The sequence below is a fragment of the Halobacillus sp. AWM4_238 genome (assembly GCF_056158265.1).
The window spans coordinates 3,343,237-3,363,465 of the sequence record NZ_JBSWSY010000002.1 but is presented as its reverse complement, the minus strand read 5'-3'; the positions used below and the strand labels follow the sequence as shown (position 1 = coordinate 3,363,465).

Sequence of the window (20,229 nt, the reverse complement as noted above, 5' to 3'; positions counted from 1 at the left end):
GGCCACTTTTTACTTTTTTATAGATCTAGACGTTCAGGTGTATCTTCGCCACGGTTCATATAGCGTATATTTTCAGGGAAGATTTCAAGGACCACATATTCTGGATCATCTTTGCCATCAAACCAGCGATCCATGTGATCGTTCCATAACTTATCTTTGATTTCCTGGTCTTCACGAATCTTTGCCTGTCCTTCGACTTCTAAATACGAATCTCCGTAACCTTCCCCTTCGTATCCGAGGAGAATATGGACATGTGGGTTCGCTTCGATTTCATCCGCTTTATGTGTTTCTCTGTTCGTCGGTGTGTAGAACGTGAATTCGTCATCATTCCAAAATGTCATATAACGCGAATGGGGTTTATTGTCCTTTACAGTGGCAAGTGTTCCAACTTTATGTTGCTCCATGACTTCGTGGATCTTCTTCCTTAATTCTTCTTGATTCAATGGAAAGCTCCTTTCCGTAATCCAATCTTTTTACAATTTCAGTTTTCCCCGAAAAATGGGAGATAAACCCTTCGATGTACACGGGTGGGTCAGGGTATGCTAAGGATATCTTCGACACATTGTCATTGTTTTTTCATAAATATACCAAGACGCGACACGCGTTACCCGTTACACTATTCATAGATCTGTTTTTCAGGAGGAAAACGTTATGCTATGGAAAAAATGGGCACCGATCTTGTTGGGTTCCCTGCTGATCGGTCTGCTCTTTTTCATGATCAACTCGAGACCGGGAAGTTCAGAACCCGTGGATCGTGAAGACCTTGTCCCCACTTTGTTCGTCCATGGCTTTAAAGGTGGACCACGCAGCTTTGAAACGATGATGGACCGGATGCAGAATCTCCAATGGGGACAGAAACATATGACGGTTTATGTTTCCAGTCGAGGACATGTCACCATTCGTGGCGATTTTGCAGACACGCACAACCCCTTTATTCAAGTGCTGTTTGAGAACAACCGCGCAAGTGTCTATAACCAAACGCACTGGCTTTCTGAAATCATGCGGCGTTTAAAGGCCGATTACAATATCCAACAAGTAAACCTCGTCGGCCATTCAATGGGAGGTCTAGCATCGGTCAATTACTTGCTGAGTGACCACCAGTACTCTGTGCCTCGAGTAGAGAATTTGTCCGTAATCGCAAGCCCTTTTGAAGGCATCGAGAAAGAAGGCTACTTCGCATCCAACTACGGAGCAGCAACGACTGACTTGCGACCGGACTCTGAAGCTTTAAAGCAGATGGTAAAGAACAAAGATCAGTTTCCAAATGATGTGGATGTATTCGCCATTGCTGGGGTCATTAACGTCGATGATCTTGAAGACGAGCATTGGGACGGCCTTGTCCACGCATCCAGTGTGAGTGGATTAAAAGAAATCGTCCCCTTTGGGCAGTATGAAGAAAAACGCCTCTACAACCCATTAGCCACACATTCAGGCCTCCACGAACTTGAAGAAGTCGACCAACTACTGAGAGAATTCCTGTGGAAGGATGGAGATTAACAAGGTGCAGACCAGGTCATACATTTTTTTACATTCATGTACGGAACTGGCGGACCAGGTCATACAAATATTCCCAAACAAAAAAGCACCCGCTTTTCGGGTGCTTTTTTTGATGTCTATTGCTTTTCAAAGATGAAGATCCACATAAAGGTTAAAGCTTGCTTTAATTCTTCATCCAGTTCAGCGATGTGGTGGTCTTCCACTCCACGCTTGTACACTCCTTGACCTTCTACATAGGTCCAGCTGGTTTCCTCTGCCATTTTTTGAAGTTCCCATGGCATCATCGTGTTGCAAATGACTTCTTCTCCGTATACCCTGCGGTAACTATTGATGCGTGGCATCGCTGTAGGTCCGAGTAATCCGATACATAACCGGCCTCCCGGCTTTAAGATCCGCTTCATTTCTTCCAGGCCTTTGTACGGAACCTCTGTCCACTCTAGTGAATTAATTGCCATCGCTGCATCAAAAGAGTCTCCCTCAAACGGCAGGTTTGTCAGATCTCCTTGAACAAATGAGATTCTTTCATCGTTCACTCGCTTGTTCGCACGCGTCACCATGTCCTCTGACAAATCGAGTCCTGTAACGTCAAAGCCCTCCTTGTAAAGCAAGTACGACCCATATCCATCACCGCATCCAAGATCAGCAACCTTCCCTCTCGTTATGTGTTTGGTCAAAAAAGGAACAATGCTGCTCCTGCTCCCGTCGTCCCACATCTCCCGACTTTTGGAATTCCACATTTCTGCACGATCGTTCCATTGTTTTTCCGCTTCCTTATGCCAATTAAATGTTTGAGCCACACCATCATCCCTTTCGAAAATATTTCCTATCCCCCATTATAGCGGATCATGAAAGAGAAGATAGCTCTATTCTTGTCGATGATCAATAAAAAAAGAGTTGCATGATTTCTTCTTCAGCGTTATGATGTAAACACAATATAAGCTAAACAAAATTAAAAAACACACTATATATAGTATCTACGAACAGAAGATGCCACTAGGCTTAATAGGGAATCCGGTTAAAATCCGGAGCTGCCCCCGCAACTGTCGCCACTCGCGAAATGGACATTCCACTGTGCTCAGCACGGGAAGGACCAGAGTAAGATCGAGTGCCAGCCAGGAGACCTGTCTTCGTTCGTCGCAGTTTCAACTTCTTCGGGGATTGAGAAGATGAAGCGATGGAACGAAGACTCTCATGTCTTCTCTTCGTTTCATGGTTTCATCCGCTCAATTTCTGTTGAGCGGATTTTTTATTTTTCTAAACCCTCACTTTTAAGGAGTGAAAAGAGAATGGAAACCATAACAAAAAACAGCTCATGGCAGGAGAGCATACAACAATTGAAAGCAGAGTTCCCCCATTTACATGTGCAGCAACTGATCGATAAATCACCGACCCTTAAGAATGATAAACACGCATTCATTCTGGAATGTCTGTCAGAAATCGATGAAACCAGTCCAGACTGGACGTATATAGCAAGCCGCATCCACCTCGAAGACCTGTACGAAACGTCTGCACACCATCGATCTACAACTGGCCCTTATGAGAACTTTCATGAGCTGATACAAACATTAATTGAAAAAAACATTTACTCCAAGAATCTTCTTACATACTACACGAAACAAGAAATAGACGAATTGGAAGCTTCCATCGTACCTGAACGCGACCATCTCTTCACATACATTGGCTTGAAAACGTTAAGTGACCGCTATCTTGCGAAAAGCAAAACGAAAGAAGTTTATGAACTTCCTCAAGAGCGTTTCATGATCATCGCCATGGTATTAATGGCGGAAGAAAAAGCATCCAAACGCCTTCCTCTAGTCAAAGAAGCATATTGGGCGCTGAGTCATTTGTACATGACTGTCGCTACTCCTACCCTCGCCAATGCTGGTAAACGATATGGGCAGCTGAGTTCCTGCTTCATTGACACAGTCGATGATTCCTTACAGTCCATCTATGACAGCAACACCGATATCGCCAACCTGAGCAAGCACGGAGGGGGCATCGGGGTTTACTTAGGTAAAATCAGAAGCCGTGGAAGTGACATCCGCGGATTTAAAGGGGTTTCTTCAGGGATCCTCCCATGGATGAAACAGCTCAACAACACGGCGGTCAGTGTGGATCAACTTGGTCAGCGCCAAGGGGCAGTCGCTGTCTATTTAGACGTATGGCACAAAGATATCTTTCCTTTTCTCGATAGCCGCTTAAATAACGGGGACGAACGCCAGCGAACCCATGACCTATTTACAGGAGTATCTATCCCCGACCTTTTTATGGAGGCGGTCGAAAACCGCGAGGACTGGTACTTGTTCGATCCTCATGAAGTCCGCAGCATCATGGGTTACTCGCTGGAAGACCATTATGATGAAAAAAAGGGGTCCGGGTCCTTCCGAGAAAAATATGCGGCATGTGTCGCCCATCCAGACCTTTCTAAAGAAAAAGTGCCCGCGATCGAAATTATGAAGCGCATCATGATCGGTCAACTTGAAACAGGTACGCCATATATGTTCTACAGGGATGAAGTCAACCGCATGAACCCGAACAACCACACGGGTATGGTTTATTGCAGCAATCTGTGTACTGAAATTACTCAAAATCAGAAACCGACCATTCAGGATGAACAATACGTCGAAGATGGCAAAATCGTCACCGTCAAGACACCAGGAGATTTCGTTGTCTGCAACCTGTCGAGCATCAATCTCGGACGTGCCGTTACGAACGGAGTTTTGAAGCGCTTGATTTCCATTCAAGTTCGTATGCTCGATAACGTCATCGACCGGAATACCCTACCTGTTTTACAGGCCCAACTCACCAACCAATCCTATCGTGGTGTTGGACTCGGAACGTTCGGATGGGCCCACCTTCTTGCTAAGAAGAAAATAGATTGGGAATCACAGGAAGCGCTCGACTATACAAAGGAAGTATATGAAGCCGTCGCTTATCATGCCATAGAGGCAAGTTCGGAGTTGGCTCGAGAAAAAGGAAGCTACCCTCAATTCGAAGGATCAGATTGGCAGACGGGAGAATTTTTCATTAAACGAACGCTTGACCAAGATGGCACATGGAACTGGAAAGCCTTACAGGACAAGGTATCCAAGGACGGAATGAGAAATGGATACTTGATGGCGGTGGCACCAAACTCAAGCACCTCTCTCATTGCAGGAAGTACAGCCAGTATCGATCCGATTTTCAAAAAGTTTTATTCAGAAGAGAAAAAAGATTACAAGATTCCTGTCACGGCGCCTGATTTAACTCATGAAACCTATGGGTACTATCCATCCGCCTACGATGTCGACCAACATGCAAGCATCAGGCAGAACAGCATCAGGCAGAAGTATGTGGATCAATCTGTCTCGTTTAATCTTTATGTAAGAAATAACATCCAGGCGAAAGAACTGTTGGATTTGCACTTGTCCGCATGGAAACACGGTTTGAAGACGACCTATTATACCCGCTCAACATCCAGTCAGGGAGAATTCGATGATTGTGAAGTCTGTTCATCATAAAAAGGAGGAAGTCTACCATGACAGCATCGATACAAAAAAGAAAACTGGTGGATTATGAAGCACCGAATGCCTCAACAGGAGTGATCAACGGAAGAAGTTCAAACATATTGAATTGGGATGACACCCGCTATCCATGGGCCTATCCGATGTACAAGACAATGCTTGCAAATTTTTGGATCCCCAATGAAATCAACATGAGCAACGACTTGAAGCAATGGCCAGAGCTCTCAGAGCAGGAACAAACCGCATTCAAGAAAATTATCGGACTGCTCGCTTTCTTAGATTCGGTACAGACCGATTATTCAGGTAAAATCGCTGAGTATTTAACCGACTCCAGTTTATCTGCCTTAATGCAAGTGCTTGCCTTTCAGGAAGTCGTGCATAATCAATCCTACTCTTACGTACTGTCCACGCTCGTCGATCAAAGAGAACAGGAACAGATTTTTGATTATTGGAAGCATGATGAAGTGCTCAAAGAACGCAATACCTTTATTACCGATGGCTACCAAACGTTTGCTGATGACCCTTCTGTAGACAGTTTTCTAAAATCCATCGTGTATGATGTCGTTCTTGAAGGACTCTTCTTCTATGCCGGATTCGCTTTCTTCTATAATCTCGCTCGGAATCAGAAGATGGTTTCCACAAGTACAATGATCAACTATATTAACCGTGATGAACAAATCCATGTCAGCTTGTTCGGGCATATCTTTAACGAAACCTTACGTGAAAATCCTGAATTGGACCGAGATTTCTATCTTACATTCGTAAGTGATACGTTTAAACAAGCAGCTGATTTGGAAATCAAATGGGCACGGCACCTGATCGGAAACCAATTCCCAGGCATACCCATCCAGGACTTAGAAGATTACATCCGTTACATCGCCAACAAACGCTGCCGGCTCCTCGGTGCAGAAAAACCGTTTCCTTCCTATACGGAAAATCCATTAAAATGGATCCGAGCTTACCAGGAAGTCGATGAAGGAAAATCCGATTTCTTTGAACAAAAATCACGCCAGTACACCAAAGTATCCGAATCCAACGGCTTCGACGATCTATAACGCAGTCACATACCAGAAATTACCTGACCAGGTCATCCATAATTTGGATGACCTGGTCTTCCTTTTAATCAAGTAAGCGCTTTTATGTCATCTTTTCTTACATATTATCAAAAAGTGTATTGATTTTTCAGAATATTTACTTTATAGTTAGTTTTAATTACTTACCCACCGTGTCAGGAAACCTTACACGGAATGAAAAAGGAGGACTATAGTCATGAAGAAGGTGGAAGCAATCATCCGTCCTGAAGCGTTCCAGGAATTGAGGCAGAGCCTTGATGAATTAGGCGTAAAAGGACTGACAGTATCCGAAGTTGCTGGATGCGGTCAACAAAAAGGGCAGGAAGGGATCTTCAGAGGCAGCCGATTTGAAATCAAGCTATACCCCAAGGTCAAAGTAGAAATGGTCGTAGAGAACAGTGAATTAGGATCTGTCATTGATGTCATTATCAATACCTGCGCTACAGATGAAGTCGGTGATGGGAAAATTTTCGTATCTACTATTGATGAAGTGTTCCGCATCCGAACAGGAGAAACAGGCAAGCAAGCACTAATCTAATACTTTATATCGAAAGGAAGATTTTATTTATGAGAAAAATCGTCCCTCTGTTCCTATTTGCACTTCTTGGATTCCCGGTTGTGGCAAGCGCTGAAACAGCCGTATCCGCAGAATCTGTCCTGCAGTCCGTCGACATGGTATGGGTCATGATTGCCGCTTTCTTAGTCTTCTTCATGCATGCAGGCTTTGCTATGGTTGAGTCTGGATTCACTCGTTCAAAAAATGCACTGAACATCTTAATGAAGAACTTCATGACGATGTCCATCGCTGCCGTTCTTTATTTTGTGGTCGGATACGGGATCATGTTTGGTACTTCTGGCGGCGGAATCATTGGGATCGATGGTTTCCTACTAAACGGTCAAGAAGATCAAATCGGATTTTTCGTGTTCCAGGCTGTGTTTGCCGCCACGTGTGCAACGATCATCTCTGGTGCCGTTGCTGAACGTATGAAACTAGGCTCTTATCTTCTACTTACTGTTGTAATGACCGGATTTATCTACCCTGTCGTCGGTCACTGGGTTTGGGGTGGAGGATGGCTTTCCGAGCTCGGTTTTGTTGATTTCGCCGGTTCAACAGTCGTCCACTTAACAGGAGCACTTGGTGCGATCGTCACCGTTATGTTTTTAGGACCACGTCTTGGTAAGTATAACGGCAAGAAAGTGAACGTCATCCCTGGTCACAACATCCCTCTAGGCGCACTCGGTGTCTTCATCCTATGGTTCGGCTGGTTCGGGTTTAATGGAGGAAGCACGCTAGCTGCAGATCCATCTCTCGTTCCTTCCGTTATTGCAACTACTTTGTTATCGGCATCTGCAGGAATTATCAGCTCCGCCTTCTATTCTTACGCAAAGTTCAAACGCATAGATGCATCCCTCACTTTGAATGGTGCCCTTGCAGGCTTAGTAGGAATTACAGCAGGGACAGCCAACGTTTCCTTAGCTGGCGCTCTTGCCATCGGTTTAATCGCCGGTATCGTGCTAGTAGAAGCCGTTCAGTTTCTTGATCGAATCGTTCGCATTGACGACCCTGTCGGTGCCATCGCTGTGCACGGAATCTGCGGCATTTGGGGTACAATCGCTGTCGGCCTTTTCGCTGTTGAAGGTGGTCTCTTCTACGGCGGCGGAGCCGGTCTTCTAGGCATCCAGGCAATCGGTGTCCTATCTGTCATTGCATGGACGATGCTTACTACAGCCGTCGTTGTCTTCATCGTAAAAAGTACGGTCGGTATCCGCGTTTCACGACAAGAGGAAATCTCAGGCCTTGACTTCTCCGAACACGGGTCCCAGGCCTACGAAACGAGCCGAGGAATTTTCAATGAGAACATCAACCCTAGCGCCGATGGTGACTTCGGTGTCGGATTGCTTCACAGACTTGATGGCTTGAACTCTGAACAAAAACCGCAAACACCTACAGAAACAAAGACAGCACAATAACATTTAAAAGTGGATTCACCTTGGTCCCCCTACAAACCCAAGGTCAATCATATAAAAAAACTCCGGCTTTCATTAAGGATGAGCCGGAGTTTTTTAGTTCCTTCTGTCTATTTTACGAACATACGTTCTTATTTTTCGGTAAATATGATATCCTTGTAGATAGATACCGTTCTCTATTAAAAGAAAAAGACTGTGATAGAAAGGGTGTGAGGCCATCGATGAGCACATATGAATCTCTTATGATCATGTTCGCGTTCGGAACGTTCATCATTACGCTCCTTGCGCTCATTATAAAAATGAACAATAAAAAATAGGCCCCACACGAAGTGAAGGCCTAAAATCCATTATATGCGAACGGTATCCTGGCGACAGTTGCAGCTGTCGCCATTTCACTTTTTATTATAGCATAAAACCTAAATAACTGAAGAGGAAGCTTTTGCTATAATCCTCACCAGGTTTTGACACATATGGACAGGGCCTCCTGAGTTCCACGTGAAACATACACCACCCAGTCATTCACTGTCAGAGATGATCCGTTGCGGCTTTTTCACTCCCCGCCACGCGAAAACAATCAGCCATAAAAAGAGCAAGGCCGAAAAGAAACCATATGGGGGAATAGTCGCAAGCAACCCCACACTACTCAAACGACCAATACTCAGCCCCTTCCACAGTGCACTGCCGACAATACTGAACCCCAAAATGCTCGTCAGAATCAGCGCCGTCTGTACCCAAGGCTTAAACTCAACCGATAACCAGAACCACCAAAGGCACATCCAAATAAATAAAACGGAAAAGATGACGATCGAGAGAATAATTGCTACCGTTCCATATAAAAAACTGAAGAAACCGATCACAGGACTGAGTAGGACCAACACAACTAAAGAGCGGTAAGCAGCATCGACTTTCGCACGCGGCTTAACTTCTACCTCTTTTCGATACCTCCCAAACACCCCGGTGATCACCGCCAGTAAGAAAACGACTCCATGAAAAAACAAAGCCAGTACCATCCATTCGCGGGTAGAAAATGAACCGATGTTTTGTATAGGGAGACGGGATAAGAAGAGAAAAAGGCCCGCGAAAGCAAAATAAAGAAAACCGACATCAATACAGACTTCTTCTACCTTCGCCCCTTGACGTAATCGGATGCGCCACACGCCCCCAGCGGCCACTGATACTGTATAAAGAAACCAAATCATTCCCCAAGCTGCCGCTTCCCAACCTGCCTGCATAGTTAAAGATAGAACCCCCGATATAGAAAATGGAAACAAACATAAGAGACAGTGCCACGTCCACTGACCTGCTCGATCCCCTCTTGATTCTTTGATGGCTTCTTCAAGCAAAAGTGGAACAAGGACAAATAAACTGAAACCTATAGAGAATTCGATCCAATCAATTGGAAAAGAGATTTTCCATAGGATCCATAAGAAAAACCCTCCAACAGCAAGCCAACGTCCAGGTCTTTGCATTCCATACCCCTCCGGTAATCGTAGAGAATTGTGCAGGCGTTCTTTCAAACACCTGCGATCCTCCCTCATTTTTTATAAAGGAAAACGGTTTTGTCTATCGAATACATAGATAAGCGAATTAGAAATGGAACAAAACGAAAACTTATTCTCGGGGAGTGTCGTCTAAACAGATGAGGTGGGAAAAATTGATACGCAACCAGCGCTCACAATCTACATATGAACCCGAAGAACTGGATGAGGAACAGCTAGAAGCATGGATTCAGGAATACGGCCATGATTTGAAATGGCTCGCTTATTCGTATGTAAAAGATTATGCGATTGCCGAAGATATTACTCAAGAAACGTTTATTAAAGCATACCAGAAATATGCCAGTTTCAAAAAAGAATCGACCATAAAAACATGGTTGTACAAAATCACAATCAACTTATGCAAGGATCATTTAAAGAGTTCGTACATGAAGAGAGTCGTCAAAAAAGGGACGGACCTATTCCGCTCCATCCCATCTACCAGGGAAACGCCAGAAGAATCCGTGCTGCAACAGGATGAGGACGAAACCCTTCTGGCTCATGTGCTGCAGCTTGAAGATAAATACAGAGAAATCATCATCTTATATTACTTTGAAGAGTTCGACATCAATGAGTTGGCGAACGTGTTGAATACAAGTCCGAACACCGTAAAGACTCGTTTAAGACGCGCCCGTCAACTATTGCAGGAACGGTTAACATCGGAAGGGAGTTCCCAGAGTGAGTGATTTAATTGATCGCAAATTAAAAAAAATGGACCGGAATGTGAAGTATGACCAGGTCCCATTTGATGAAAGACACATGAAAAAAATGGTGCTTAAATCTTCATATAAAAAGCAAAAAAAACAATTCTCACTAAGTATGAAAACACTACTCATCCCAACAGCAACCATTCTTTTATTTACAGGATGGCAACTTTCACAAAACCAAGAAACTCCAGGAACAGCTGGGTTACTGACAAGCAAAGACACGCCCCCCGAGTTGAAAACAGCTGTTGTAGAGCCACCTTCTACATTTGTGAAAGCGGACAACTCACAAAAACAACAGACGTCAAAGATGGTTAGGGAAACGTACGTGATCCATGAGGATGAGCAGTTTTTCCAAACAGCAAAGAGGGTCACTCCAAAAGAACTTGGAGAAGTCATCGGTACAATCAACCATCAAAACCACGACGAGGAGTCTGTTGCATTAGAGAGCGTCACCGCTTTTCTTCCTGAAACAAAGATTTACAGAATCAAAGGAGAAGAAGGAAAGGACAAAATCGCCATCCGCAGCTGGAGAAGTACAGGAATAGGTTCTGCAACGGCTAGCACAGAAGGCTACTTTGTTTTCGAAAAAAATAGCATGAATCACAAAGGAGATAGTTAATCCCCCTTCTCCATATAGAAAAAGAGCCACCGATCAAGGTGACTCTTTTTCTATATGGAGAAGCTCATGGTCGCTCACGGACGAAAAATCTATCGTTCATTTCTTTTCCTGTCTCATGTAAGCTTTCAAGCGATCAAGGGATTGATAGATAGCTTCCTTAATCTTCGGATTATAAAAAATGGCTGCCGGATGATAGAGGGGAACAATGGTATAGTCATTCTCTGTTACCTCATATCCCCCTCCCGCTTCTTTCTGTACAGGGGTACGGATGACTTCACCGACGACATTGCTGATTTTCCCTTTATCACCGGTCAGACGTTCGTAGGCCACTCCCCCAAGAGCGATGATGATCTCAGGATTCATTCTTTCAATTTGATAGTCAAGCAACTTGGCGTGGGCATAAATTTCTTTTTGGTTTGGTTTACGATTGGCTTTCCGCTTGCCTCCACTACCCTTCTTGTTCGTTTTCACCCATTTATAAGGCCGGCTCCTTACAACACTGGTAATGTAAACCTCTTCTCTGGACAAACCGAGGTAGTCCAGCTGTTTGTCCAGTTCATCCCCTGCCCGTCCAATAAAGGGCTCTCCTTTAACCGCCTCATTTTCCCCAGGGGCTTCACCGACAATCATGACCCTGCCACGATCATCCCCCTTGCCAAGAACGAAACCTTCAACAGCATAGGGTTCTATCCTTTGTTTTGCTTCATCCACTAGGCATTCAGGCCAATCCATCGACTTCCACCATCCTTTTAAAAGCAGTCATTTCCCATTATTTCATCTGAAATGCCAGGTACGTAGTAACAAAATAAGTCACAATGATGAGCAAGGAAGGAATTAAGTAATTCCATGCACGCGCGTGCTTCCTTGTAATGCTGTAAATGATTAATAGAATAAACACGATCGATGTCACCCCAGTGACCATGTTTGCAGGTGACGATTCTTGCAACAAGTTCCCTTTAAAATAAATGAAATCCGTAATTGCAAGAATCATTAAATTAAATGCGTTACTACCTAGTAACGAGCTGATTCCCAGATTAAAATTCCTTAGTTTAAGAGCTGTCCCTACACTGACGGCATCAGGTAAAGAAGTACTGATGGCTACTAAGAAGGCACCGATAAAGGATGCACCAATCCCTGTTATGACGGATATCCGTTCAGCTGTAATCGTTAGGACACTACCAATAACCATGATAAGAAAAGCATATAGAATGAAGCGCCAAAGCACCTGTTTGTATGAGTAGTCCTTGTAACGTTCATTTTGTCGTTTCACTTTTCTTCCTTGGTATTCTGTACGGTCATTGATGAACTTCGAACCAATAAAGTAGAGAGCTACAATAACAATTGACGTATAACTGATGTGAAAAATATGGGTGGGCAAAGTCAAACTCAAACCGGCGATGACAATGAGTGTCATTAAAATCACAAGCCAGCCGTATAACTTACTTTCCGCTGTGGCATGCGTCAATATTTGATAGCGACGATAGACAATATCAAAAATCGCAAGCCCCATGATATTGAAAAGGTTGCTTCCGATTAAATTTCCAACAGCCAAATCAGGACTGTCAATGACAATCGCCGTAACACTTGAGGTCAATTCAGGCAGCGAGATCGCTATCCCAATCATCGCCCCCATGAAAGCAGAAGATGCACTCGTTTTTTCCTTCACGGCATCCCCGAAGATTGCAAGTCTTGAGGCTATGAAAAAGGTTAAAATACCCGATATGAAAAACAGAGCAAAGATCATCCAGTCGCTCATAAAAAAACTCCTTCAACTCAACTTCAATATGGCATTTTACAACCATTCCCTACCTTCCGCAGACATAAACAGTAAATGAATGGAACACAGGATTTTCTTGCTTCTCATGCAAAAAGCTCAGTACCACGAAGGCACTGAGCTTTTGAATTATTGGTGAACCGGTTCAGACTCTCTCTCTTTAATCAAGTCCGCAGTCAACTGTCCAGACAATGTGACCATAGGGACGCCTCCACCTGGGTGAGTAGAGCCACCAACAAAATAAAGCCCGTCATAAATTTGACTCTTGGAAGGAATTTTAAACCCACCATTGGACTTGCGGTCAGCCGCTATCCCATAAATGGATCCGCCATTTGGACCATACAAGGTTTCTAGATCTTCAGGAGTGAAACGGTACTCAAACTCAATAGAATCGCGCAACCCTTCCATACCCATGCGTTCTAGCTTATCCAACACCGTTTCACGGTAAGCATCCCAGTCAATCGGTTTACGCTTTTTATTTTCAAGCGGTGGGACGTGTGTCAGTACAAAAAGGTTGTCCTTTCCTTCAGGTGCTTGAGTTTCATCAGATCTTGCCGAAATCCCGATATAGATCGTCGGGTCATCCGCAGGCTTGCCTTCTTCGAAGATCTGCTTGAATTCTTTTTCCGGATCTTCAGAGAAAAGGAAGTTATGATGCTTCAAGTTCTCAAACTTGCGATCCGTACCCAGCAATAACACCAGTCCTGATACCGTCGGGTCGAACTTCTTCTCGAGGGATTTTGTTTCTTTCTTCACCTTCGACGTTTGTGGCGCCAGCTTCCGATAAGCTGGAATGACCTCAAGGTTAGAGACGACGATATCCGCTTCGTGAATCGTGCCCTCCTCCGTTTCTACACCGATGACACGATCACCGTCAACGACGAAACGTTGGACTGGAGTATTTAAATCCACATCGATACGAAGCTCTTCCATAAGACGCCCCATACCTTCAGCAATCTTGTACATGCCACCTTTGACATAATGGATGCCGAGGCCAAGCTGAACATAAACAAGTTGATTCAAAATCGCCGGCGTCGCGTAAGGGTTGGAGCCGACATACATGACAAAATAATTGAAAAGCTGTTCCAAGTATTTATTATCAAAGTGTTTGTGTGTCGCTTTCGCCACCGTGTTCATCGGATCCATCTGGAACAATTCACTCAATTTATGATGCTTCTTCAAGTCTTTCAAGTCTTCAATACTGTATTTATAAAAACTCTTCATACAAAGTTCATACATATCCTGGCTGTAGGATAGGAAATCGGTCAGCTTTCGATTAGGTCGATCTGTAACCTTCGCCATTTCCTCCAGCATATTAGGAAGATCACTCGTCACATCCAGTTGTGTTCCATCTTCAAAAAGTGTGCGCCACTGAGGTTCAACACGTTCCACCGTTATATAGTCTTCTAAACGACGGTGCACACTTTCAAAAAGCTGTTCGAGCACCCATGGCATCGTTAATATGGATGGACCAGTATCAAATGTGAACCCTTTCCCCTCCCGGCGGTTCAACTTCCCACCGATGTTGCTGTTCTTTTCGATAATCTTCACATCATAGCCATCTGCTGACAGTCGAATAGCTGCTGACATGCCACCTAGACCTGCTCCAACTACAACCGCTGTTTTCTTTTTCAAATCCATCCACCTCCAAAATTAATAGACAAAAGGAATCAGCCGGTACCTCGAACGGCACCATTTCCTGTATCGGTCTCCATGCTGCTCCACGAGCATCGCTTCCTCAAGCTTGATTCTATGTAGTAACGCGATTGTCATGAAAATCCCACAAATAAGCGCGGCATACAGGTTGCCAAGCCCTGAACAAAACCCGATAATGATGAATAAAAGCCCTGTGTAGAGAGGGTGCCTGAGCAAACGATAAGGACCACTGCTAACGAGGCGGTCGCCTTCTTGAACAGAGACGTTTCTCGTAAATTGGTCTTTCAAATGAAGAATGCCCCAATATCTCAACCCCACCCCGAGAGCATATACCGCAAGTCCACTCCACCAGATGGCTTGATGATGGATAATGCCGATTTGCCATTCCTGCATAAAAAGAGAAAATATGAGTGTTAAGACAACGGCAGCGAGAATAAGTAGAAAAGAACGGCGTTCATAGGAGCCGCCACCTCCCGACCGATCATTTCTGAAAATAAAAAACTCTGCCAGCCATAGGGCTGTAATCATTAAAAACAATCCATCAAACAGGGTCATGGAGCACCCGCCTCTCTGGATACTATCTTCCATTGTTCCCTTTCCAACCTGTAGATAAACCACACCTATACCTTCCATTTTCCATACATCCAGATCCTTCCCTTCCCTTCCCTCGCATATAAGATCAATTTCCATTACAATAGCAACAATACGAACGAAAGAAGGGAAAGACCTTGGACATTTTTTATAGTGTTTTTATTCTATTGGCTGTGATTGCCACTTACTTCGTGATCTTTAAAAAGCTAACGAAGTCCACGTATTGGACGATGGCCATTGTAGGCACCTTGTACATAGCCATTCTAGTATTCAGTTTTTTCTATGATTTTCCTTAGAGGTTTTTGTTCTGTTTATTAATGGCTTCACGGATATGGTAGAGTTCCGCGTACATGGCTGTCGCATAGACACTGATGATACTCAAGAACATAGATAGCACGAAAACAGAGCCATCAAGACCAAATCCAAGGACGGAAGAAAACCCGATGATGGCGCCGATAATAATACCGATTCCTGTAAGAAAGATTATTTTTTGTAACGTCACTGAATAAAACATTGCATCACCTCTTCCAAGTTATCTATCTTTTACTATACCCATGTGAGGCTTTAGGTACACGTCACCCCTCTCCTATTCTTCGTTACTTATATTCTTCTTTCTCAACCAAAACCCTTTGTATCCAATCAACAAATCCAATAGCTTCCCATAAAAAAGTCCAGCTGTTTGCATAAAACAGCCGGACTCATCATAAAGTTCCCCTCTCTTCCATAAACTCTCCTGTTTGTGGAAGACTCAGTTTCGAGACGTTTGTTGAGTGGATGGGGGCTTCGGGGAATGACTCGCTTTCCGCAGGAGCGCGGTGAGCACACACCTCGCATCCTTAGAGGAAGCCTTGTCCTGTTGAAAGAATGAACAGACAATTCCTGGCCATGGATACGGGGTCAGGGAAACAACGATTTGCAGTGTTTTGGATCAGTCAGGAGAAAGACATACACGTTCGTGTTTCCATTCGGTTTTCATGCGGACGTTTCCCAGCCCCTGTTTCCTCGCTTTATTCATGCAGGACCTTTGGTTAAAACGATTCTAAAACGGCGTCGGTGTGCAGGTCTTCATTACATAACTCGTCCGGTTACGGTTAGAGGCGATTTCGAGAACCTCATATAGCAAAGGGGCGGAGGGAAACGGTGAGACTCCTGTGGGAAGTGCGTGGTAGATGAGACCCCGCAGAGCTTTAGCTCGAGGAGGCTCATCACTCGCCCACGGAAAGCGAACCTTTTCCCGGATCCCCTTAGCTCCAACAAAAGTCTCGAAATCAAGTCTTACAGAATCCTGCCACTTTATATAAAAATAAAAAGTGCAACCAAAAAAGGTTGCACTTTTGTGTAGAATGCTTTATGCTTCCATACGTTTGGCATCTTCATCAATGCCGTGTTTTCTTTCAGATTCAGCGACTACAACCGCACATGCAGCATCTCCTGTGATGTTCAAGGATGTACGCAGCATATCAAGCAGTCGGTCGATACCAATAATTAACGCGATCCCTTCAACTGGTAGGGAAACTTGGTTAAGAACCATTGCAAGCATAATCAGTCCGACACCAGGAACCCCAGCGGTACCGATACTCGCAAGGACTGCTGTAAGAACGACCATGACCAGTTGAGCAAAGGATAGGTCAGAACCGTACACTTGAGCGATGAAGATCGTGGCCACACCTTGCATGATGGCTGTACCATCCATGTTGATGGTAGCACCCAACGGCTGGACGAAACTACTGACTGGCTTCGGTACATTCAAGTTCTCTTGAGCTGTTTTCATGGAAATCGGCAGTGTTGAACTACTGCTGGACGTACTGAAACCGACCGTCATGGCAGGGAAGAACCCTTTAACGAACTTAATCGGATTCATTTTTCCAAGGAAAGCAACAGCAGAGCCGTATGTGACGATTCCGTGGATGATCAAACCGAGGATGACGACAATCATGTACATAGCCATCCCTTTCATTCCATCGATTCCCATTGTTCCAATTGCAGAAGCAAGGAGACCGAATGCACCATAAGGAGCAAAACGCATAATCAAGTTCACAAGGAACATCATGATTTCATTTCCTTGTTCGACAAGTTTGTAAATACCCTCTGTTTTCTTACCAAGCATCGCTAATGCGAAACCGATGAAGATGGCGAAGGCGATAATTTGAAGCATGTTCCCTTCGGTCATTGCCTGGATCGGGTTCGTCGGGATAATGCTTGTAAATGTTTCGACGACGCCAGGCGCTTCTTTAGCCTCATACTCTGCACCTGCTGGGTTAATGTCGATATTGCCCGGTTGGAAAAGATAAGCAAGTGAAATCGCGATACTAATCGCAATTGTTGTTGTGACAAGGAAGAACGCAATGGTCTTTCCACCGATTCTACCTAATTTCTTTGGATCACCTAGAGAAGCAGTACCTAGTGTGATCGAGAAAAACACGATCGGGACAACTAGCATTTTAATAAGATTTAAGAAAACTGTACCTAAAGGACCAAAAACAAAAGCATCTAACGTACTGAACAGATCTGGTGCAGCTAAATGAAGACCTAAGCCTACAACAGCACCAAGAATTAAACCTATAAAAATCTTGGTTGTTAGTTTCATGAAGGAACCTCCTAAACATTATGAATGCGCTTACTTATTATTTTGTTTAAAAAGTGAAAATTCTTTAAAGCGACATGACCCCAGTCATGTCCAAGAGCATTAAAAAAAGACTTGCTTACAATATGAAATTGAGTACCTTTGAGCCTCATCTTGAATGAGTATAAGACTCGTGATTGATGGTTGCAACCAACGCGTGTGGAAATGTGCTTTATAAATTATATCATAGAATGTTTGAAAATTGAATAGAATTTGCTGTTAGTTTCTTTTACAAGTATTTCCCCGATGGTGTTGTACAACTTTCAATGGCCATTGAAACCGCGAGGATTATAGTTATTTCTATATTGCTAGAATGTTTAGAATATATTATATATTCTAAAACCCCCGTTGTCTATGCATATAATTTTATCCTGCTGCATAAAAAAACGGCTGCGTCTGCGACAGCCGTTCTTTATTAAGAATACACTTTTGCCCGCTTCTTTAATTCCCAACGCAGTACTTTTCCGCTAATCTGCGTTATCGGAAGCTCTTCAATAATTTCAATTTCTTTGGGAGCGCAGTGGGGGACAAGCTCTTTTTTTCCAAAACGCTTAAAGATCTTCTCCTTTGTCAAACCCATCATTCACCACAACAACAGCTTTCACGATTTCTTCGCTTACCAGGTGGGGCTTTCCAACCACCCTAACTCCCGTATAGCCGGGTGCTCAAGCAATTTGCCCTCCACTTCAAAAGGACCGACCCGCTCTCCAGTAAAATAGATAACCTGTCATCATTCCTGCTCTGGAAGATTACGTATCCCTCCTCATCCATGTGAGCTAAATCCCCAGCCAGAAACACCTCACTATAACCTCAAAGTGATGAATGCCTTCTATAACTCCCACCCTCCTCTTTTTGGGTTATTAGATTTCACAGGCGTATGTGTCAATCGCCCCCCGCAAACGTTGGGCCTCTTTATACGTACAGCGGTTATGAACGACTTCAAGTCCTGCTTCACTTGCAATTTGGGCCGCCTTCGGTGCGATGACACCTTCTTGCAGCCAGAACACATCCGGGCGGATATCTGCCGCTTCTTTCGCAATTTCAATGGCTGCTTCTGGACTGCGGAACACTTGAACGACATCAACTTTGAATGGAATCGATCTCAGGTCTGGGTACGCCTTCTCTCCAAGTACTTCTGTTTCTCTCGGATTGACGGGGATGATTTGGTACCCGAGCCTTTGCATTTTTCGAGCAAGACGGTGGCTCGGACGTGATGGCTTTCCGCTCAATCCGACAACGGCTAAACGTTTAGGGCGCGTCTCTCCATCTTCTTTTGTTTTAGAAGAACTCAAAGCCCACTTGATCACACCCTCATCATTTTCAGTGATGGCTGTTTTCTCCGTCTCTCTTCCAGTTGCTTTCGCAATGGCACGATCAAGATCATTGATCAAATCTTTGCTCGATTCAAGTCCTATAGATAGACGAATTAATTCTTCCGTCACTCCACTTGCAGCAAGTTCTTCAATAGACAATTGCTGGTGCGTGGTGGAAGCGGGGTGAATGATCAATGATTTCGCATCTCCTACGTTAGCTACATGGGACCAAAGGGAGATATGATTGATCACTTTTCTACCCGCTTCCCTTCCGCCCTTGATGCCAAAGTTAACGATGGATCCGTAGCCTCCTTCAAGGTATTGATTTGCCAGCTTGTGAGCTGGATGTGAGGACAACCCTGGATATGCCACCCATTCCACATCAGGATGACCTTGTAAGTACTCCGCAATTTCCTGAGCATTGTCTCCATGACGAGCAACACGCAAATGCAACGTCTCCAGCCCTTGTAATAACAAGAATGCATTTTGAGGACTCAAGCAGGAACCAAAGTCACGAAGCAACTGAACACGCAGTTTCGTAATATAAGCGAGCGTTCCAAAGTCAGCGGTATAAACAATCCCGTTATAACTGTCATCAGGCTCTGTGAAAACCGGGTACTTGCCGTTTCCCCAATTGAATTGTCCCCCGTCTACAACGACTCCTCCGATTGCTGTCCCATGGCCTCCGATCCATTTTGTAGCGGAATGGATAACGATATCAGCCCCATGCTCTATGGGACGGCATGTATATGGAGTTGCGAATGTATTGTCGATGAGAAGGGGTATCCCGTGTTCATGAGCCACAGCCGCTACCTTTTCAATATCCAGTACATGAAGGCTTGGGTTTCCAATCGTTTCTGCGAAAACCGCTTTGGTTTGATCCGTGATGGCTTTGCGGAAATTTTCCGGGTCCTCAGGGTCAACAAAGCGAACTTTAATGCCATATTGCGGTAAAGTGTTAGCGAACAAATTATAAGTCCCTCCATAAAGGTTCGCTGCAGCAACGATTTCATCTCCAGAACCTGCGATGTTCAGAATGGACAGAGCGATGGCTGACATCCCGGAAGCCGTTGCAACAGAAGCCACTCCGCCTTCCAGGAGGGCCATTCTTTTTTCAAAAACATCGACGGTCGGATTACCGATACGGGAATAGATATTCCCAGGCTCATCAAGAGCAAAAAGGCTCTGGGCGTGTTCGGTGTCGTGAAAAACGTAAGAAGTCGTTTGGTAAATGGGGACAGCTCGTGATCCTGTCGTCGGATCGGGCGACTGTCCTCCGTGCAAAGAAATTGTATCGACATCATAGCTTTCAAAAGAATTCGTCATGATTATTTCCTCCTTAAAAAGTACTCCAACCTTATTGGCATAGT

At 44.4% G+C, this 20,229-nt stretch carries 19 protein-coding genes and 1 riboswitch; of the genes, 9 read left to right on the top strand and 10 right to left on the bottom strand.

The window, feature by feature from the left end:
• Nucleotides 1-17: 17 nt before the first annotated feature.
• The gene (locus ACXACN_RS16755) at nt 18-443 is read right to left on the bottom strand and encodes a pyridoxamine 5'-phosphate oxidase family protein (RefSeq protein ID WP_474965944.1); all 426 of its coding nucleotides are present in this window, start codon (nt 441-443) and stop codon (nt 18-20) included.
• Nucleotides 444-651: 208 nt separating this feature from the next.
• Between ACXACN_RS16755 and ACXACN_RS16750 the strand changes: the two genes are divergently transcribed.
• Nucleotides 652-1,497 carry an alpha/beta fold hydrolase gene (locus ACXACN_RS16750; protein WP_474965943.1) on the top strand — a complete coding sequence of 282 codons (846 nt, stop codon included), beginning with the start codon at nt 652-654 and terminating at the stop codon, nt 1,495-1,497.
• Between the two features lie 116 nt (nt 1,498-1,613).
• On the opposite strand, the gene ACXACN_RS16745 is transcribed toward ACXACN_RS16750, so the two are convergent.
• Nucleotides 1,614-2,234 carry a class I SAM-dependent methyltransferase gene (locus ACXACN_RS16745; protein WP_474966898.1) on the bottom strand — a complete coding sequence of 207 codons (621 nt, stop codon included), beginning with the start codon at nt 2,232-2,234 and terminating at the stop codon, nt 1,614-1,616.
• Between the two features lie 231 nt (nt 2,235-2,465).
• Nucleotides 2,466-2,639: riboswitch (cobalamin riboswitch) on the top strand.
• 144 nt (nt 2,640-2,783) lie between these two features.
• Between ACXACN_RS16745 and ACXACN_RS16740 the strand changes: the two genes are divergently transcribed.
• The 5 genes from ACXACN_RS16740 to ACXACN_RS16720 all read left to right on the top strand — a co-directional run bounded on the left by ACXACN_RS16740 (nt 2,784) and on the right by ACXACN_RS16720 (nt 8,358).
• Nucleotides 2,784-4,997: a ribonucleoside-diphosphate reductase subunit alpha gene (locus ACXACN_RS16740; protein ID WP_474965942.1), complete on the top strand. Its 2,214-nt coding sequence runs from the start codon at nt 2,784-2,786 to the stop codon at nt 4,995-4,997.
• Between the two features lie 17 nt (nt 4,998-5,014).
• The gene (locus tag ACXACN_RS16735; protein ID WP_474965940.1) at nt 5,015-6,055 is read left to right on the top strand and encodes a ribonucleotide-diphosphate reductase subunit beta; all 1,041 of its coding nucleotides are present in this window, start codon (nt 5,015-5,017) and stop codon (nt 6,053-6,055) included.
• A 214-nt stretch (nt 6,056-6,269) separates the two neighbouring features.
• Complete coding sequence (locus ACXACN_RS16730; protein ID WP_474965939.1) at nt 6,270-6,611, top strand: P-II family nitrogen regulator; 342 nt, start codon at nt 6,270-6,272, stop codon at nt 6,609-6,611.
• A 29-nt stretch (nt 6,612-6,640) separates the two neighbouring features.
• A complete protein-coding gene (locus tag ACXACN_RS16725) occupies nt 6,641-8,044 on the top strand; it encodes an ammonium transporter (RefSeq protein WP_474965937.1) in 1,404 nt (467 codons plus the stop codon).
• Nucleotides 8,045-8,262: 218 nt separating this feature from the next.
• Nucleotides 8,263-8,358: a putative holin-like toxin gene (locus tag ACXACN_RS16720; RefSeq protein ID WP_146818406.1), complete on the top strand. Its 96-nt coding sequence runs from the start codon at nt 8,263-8,265 to the stop codon at nt 8,356-8,358.
• Nucleotides 8,359-8,556: 198 nt separating this feature from the next.
• Here ACXACN_RS16720 and ACXACN_RS16715 read toward each other — a convergent pair whose 3' ends face one another.
• On the bottom strand, nt 8,557-9,510 hold the full coding sequence (locus ACXACN_RS16715; protein WP_474965936.1) for a YndJ family transporter: 954 nt from the start codon (nt 9,508-9,510) through the stop codon (nt 8,557-8,559).
• A gap of 185 nt (nt 9,511-9,695) precedes the next feature.
• Here ACXACN_RS16715 and ACXACN_RS16710 point away from each other — a divergent pair, with 185 nt between their 5' ends.
• Complete coding sequence (locus ACXACN_RS16710; RefSeq protein WP_474965934.1) at nt 9,696-10,262, top strand: sigma-70 family RNA polymerase sigma factor; 567 nt, start codon at nt 9,696-9,698, stop codon at nt 10,260-10,262.
• On the top strand, nt 10,255-10,902 hold the full coding sequence (locus tag ACXACN_RS16705) for a hypothetical protein (protein ID WP_474965932.1): 648 nt from the start codon (nt 10,255-10,257) through the stop codon (nt 10,900-10,902). The genes ACXACN_RS16710 and ACXACN_RS16705 overlap by 8 nt, the downstream gene beginning before the upstream one ends.
• A 96-nt stretch (nt 10,903-10,998) precedes the next feature.
• On the opposite strand, the gene ACXACN_RS16700 is transcribed toward ACXACN_RS16705, so the two are convergent.
• From ACXACN_RS16700 to ACXACN_RS16685, 4 genes are all read right to left on the bottom strand, one after another.
• Nucleotides 10,999-11,634 carry a uracil-DNA glycosylase gene (locus ACXACN_RS16700; RefSeq protein WP_474965930.1) on the bottom strand — a complete coding sequence of 212 codons (636 nt, stop codon included), beginning with the start codon at nt 11,632-11,634 and terminating at the stop codon, nt 10,999-11,001.
• A gap of 37 nt (nt 11,635-11,671) precedes the next feature.
• Complete coding sequence (locus tag ACXACN_RS16695; protein ID WP_474965928.1) at nt 11,672-12,658, bottom strand: sodium:calcium antiporter; 987 nt, start codon at nt 12,656-12,658, stop codon at nt 11,672-11,674.
• Nucleotides 12,659-12,805: 147 nt separating this feature from the next.
• The gene (locus ACXACN_RS16690; protein WP_474965927.1) at nt 12,806-14,317 is read right to left on the bottom strand and encodes a phytoene desaturase family protein; all 1,512 of its coding nucleotides are present in this window, start codon (nt 14,315-14,317) and stop codon (nt 12,806-12,808) included.
• A 12-nt stretch (nt 14,318-14,329) separates the two neighbouring features.
• Nucleotides 14,330-14,887 carry a methyltransferase family protein gene (locus ACXACN_RS16685; RefSeq protein WP_474965926.1) on the bottom strand — a complete coding sequence of 186 codons (558 nt, stop codon included), beginning with the start codon at nt 14,885-14,887 and terminating at the stop codon, nt 14,330-14,332.
• Nucleotides 14,888-15,060: 173 nt separating this feature from the next.
• On the opposite strand from ACXACN_RS16685, the gene ACXACN_RS16680 reads away from it, so the two are divergent.
• Complete coding sequence (locus tag ACXACN_RS16680; protein WP_474965924.1) at nt 15,061-15,219, top strand: hypothetical protein; 159 nt, start codon at nt 15,061-15,063, stop codon at nt 15,217-15,219.
• Here ACXACN_RS16680 and ACXACN_RS16675 read toward each other — a convergent pair.
• The 3 genes from ACXACN_RS16675 to ACXACN_RS16665 all read right to left on the bottom strand — a co-directional run bounded on the left by ACXACN_RS16675 (nt 15,216) and on the right by ACXACN_RS16665 (nt 20,185).
• A complete protein-coding gene (locus tag ACXACN_RS16675; RefSeq protein WP_089654745.1) occupies nt 15,216-15,437 on the bottom strand; it encodes a hypothetical protein in 222 nt (73 codons plus the stop codon). The two genes, ACXACN_RS16680 and ACXACN_RS16675, sit on opposite strands and share 4 nt — an antisense overlap.
• Before the next feature lie 834 nt (nt 15,438-16,271).
• Nucleotides 16,272-17,510 carry a dicarboxylate/amino acid:cation symporter gene (locus ACXACN_RS16670; RefSeq protein WP_474965923.1) on the bottom strand — a complete coding sequence of 413 codons (1,239 nt, stop codon included), beginning with the start codon at nt 17,508-17,510 and terminating at the stop codon, nt 16,272-16,274.
• An 896-nt stretch (nt 17,511-18,406) separates the two neighbouring features.
• Nucleotides 18,407-20,185, bottom strand: coding sequence for a PLP-dependent aspartate aminotransferase family protein (locus ACXACN_RS16665; RefSeq protein ID WP_474965922.1), 1,779 nt, complete (start codon nt 20,183-20,185; stop codon nt 18,407-18,409).
• Nucleotides 20,186-20,229: the final 44 nt, after the last annotated feature.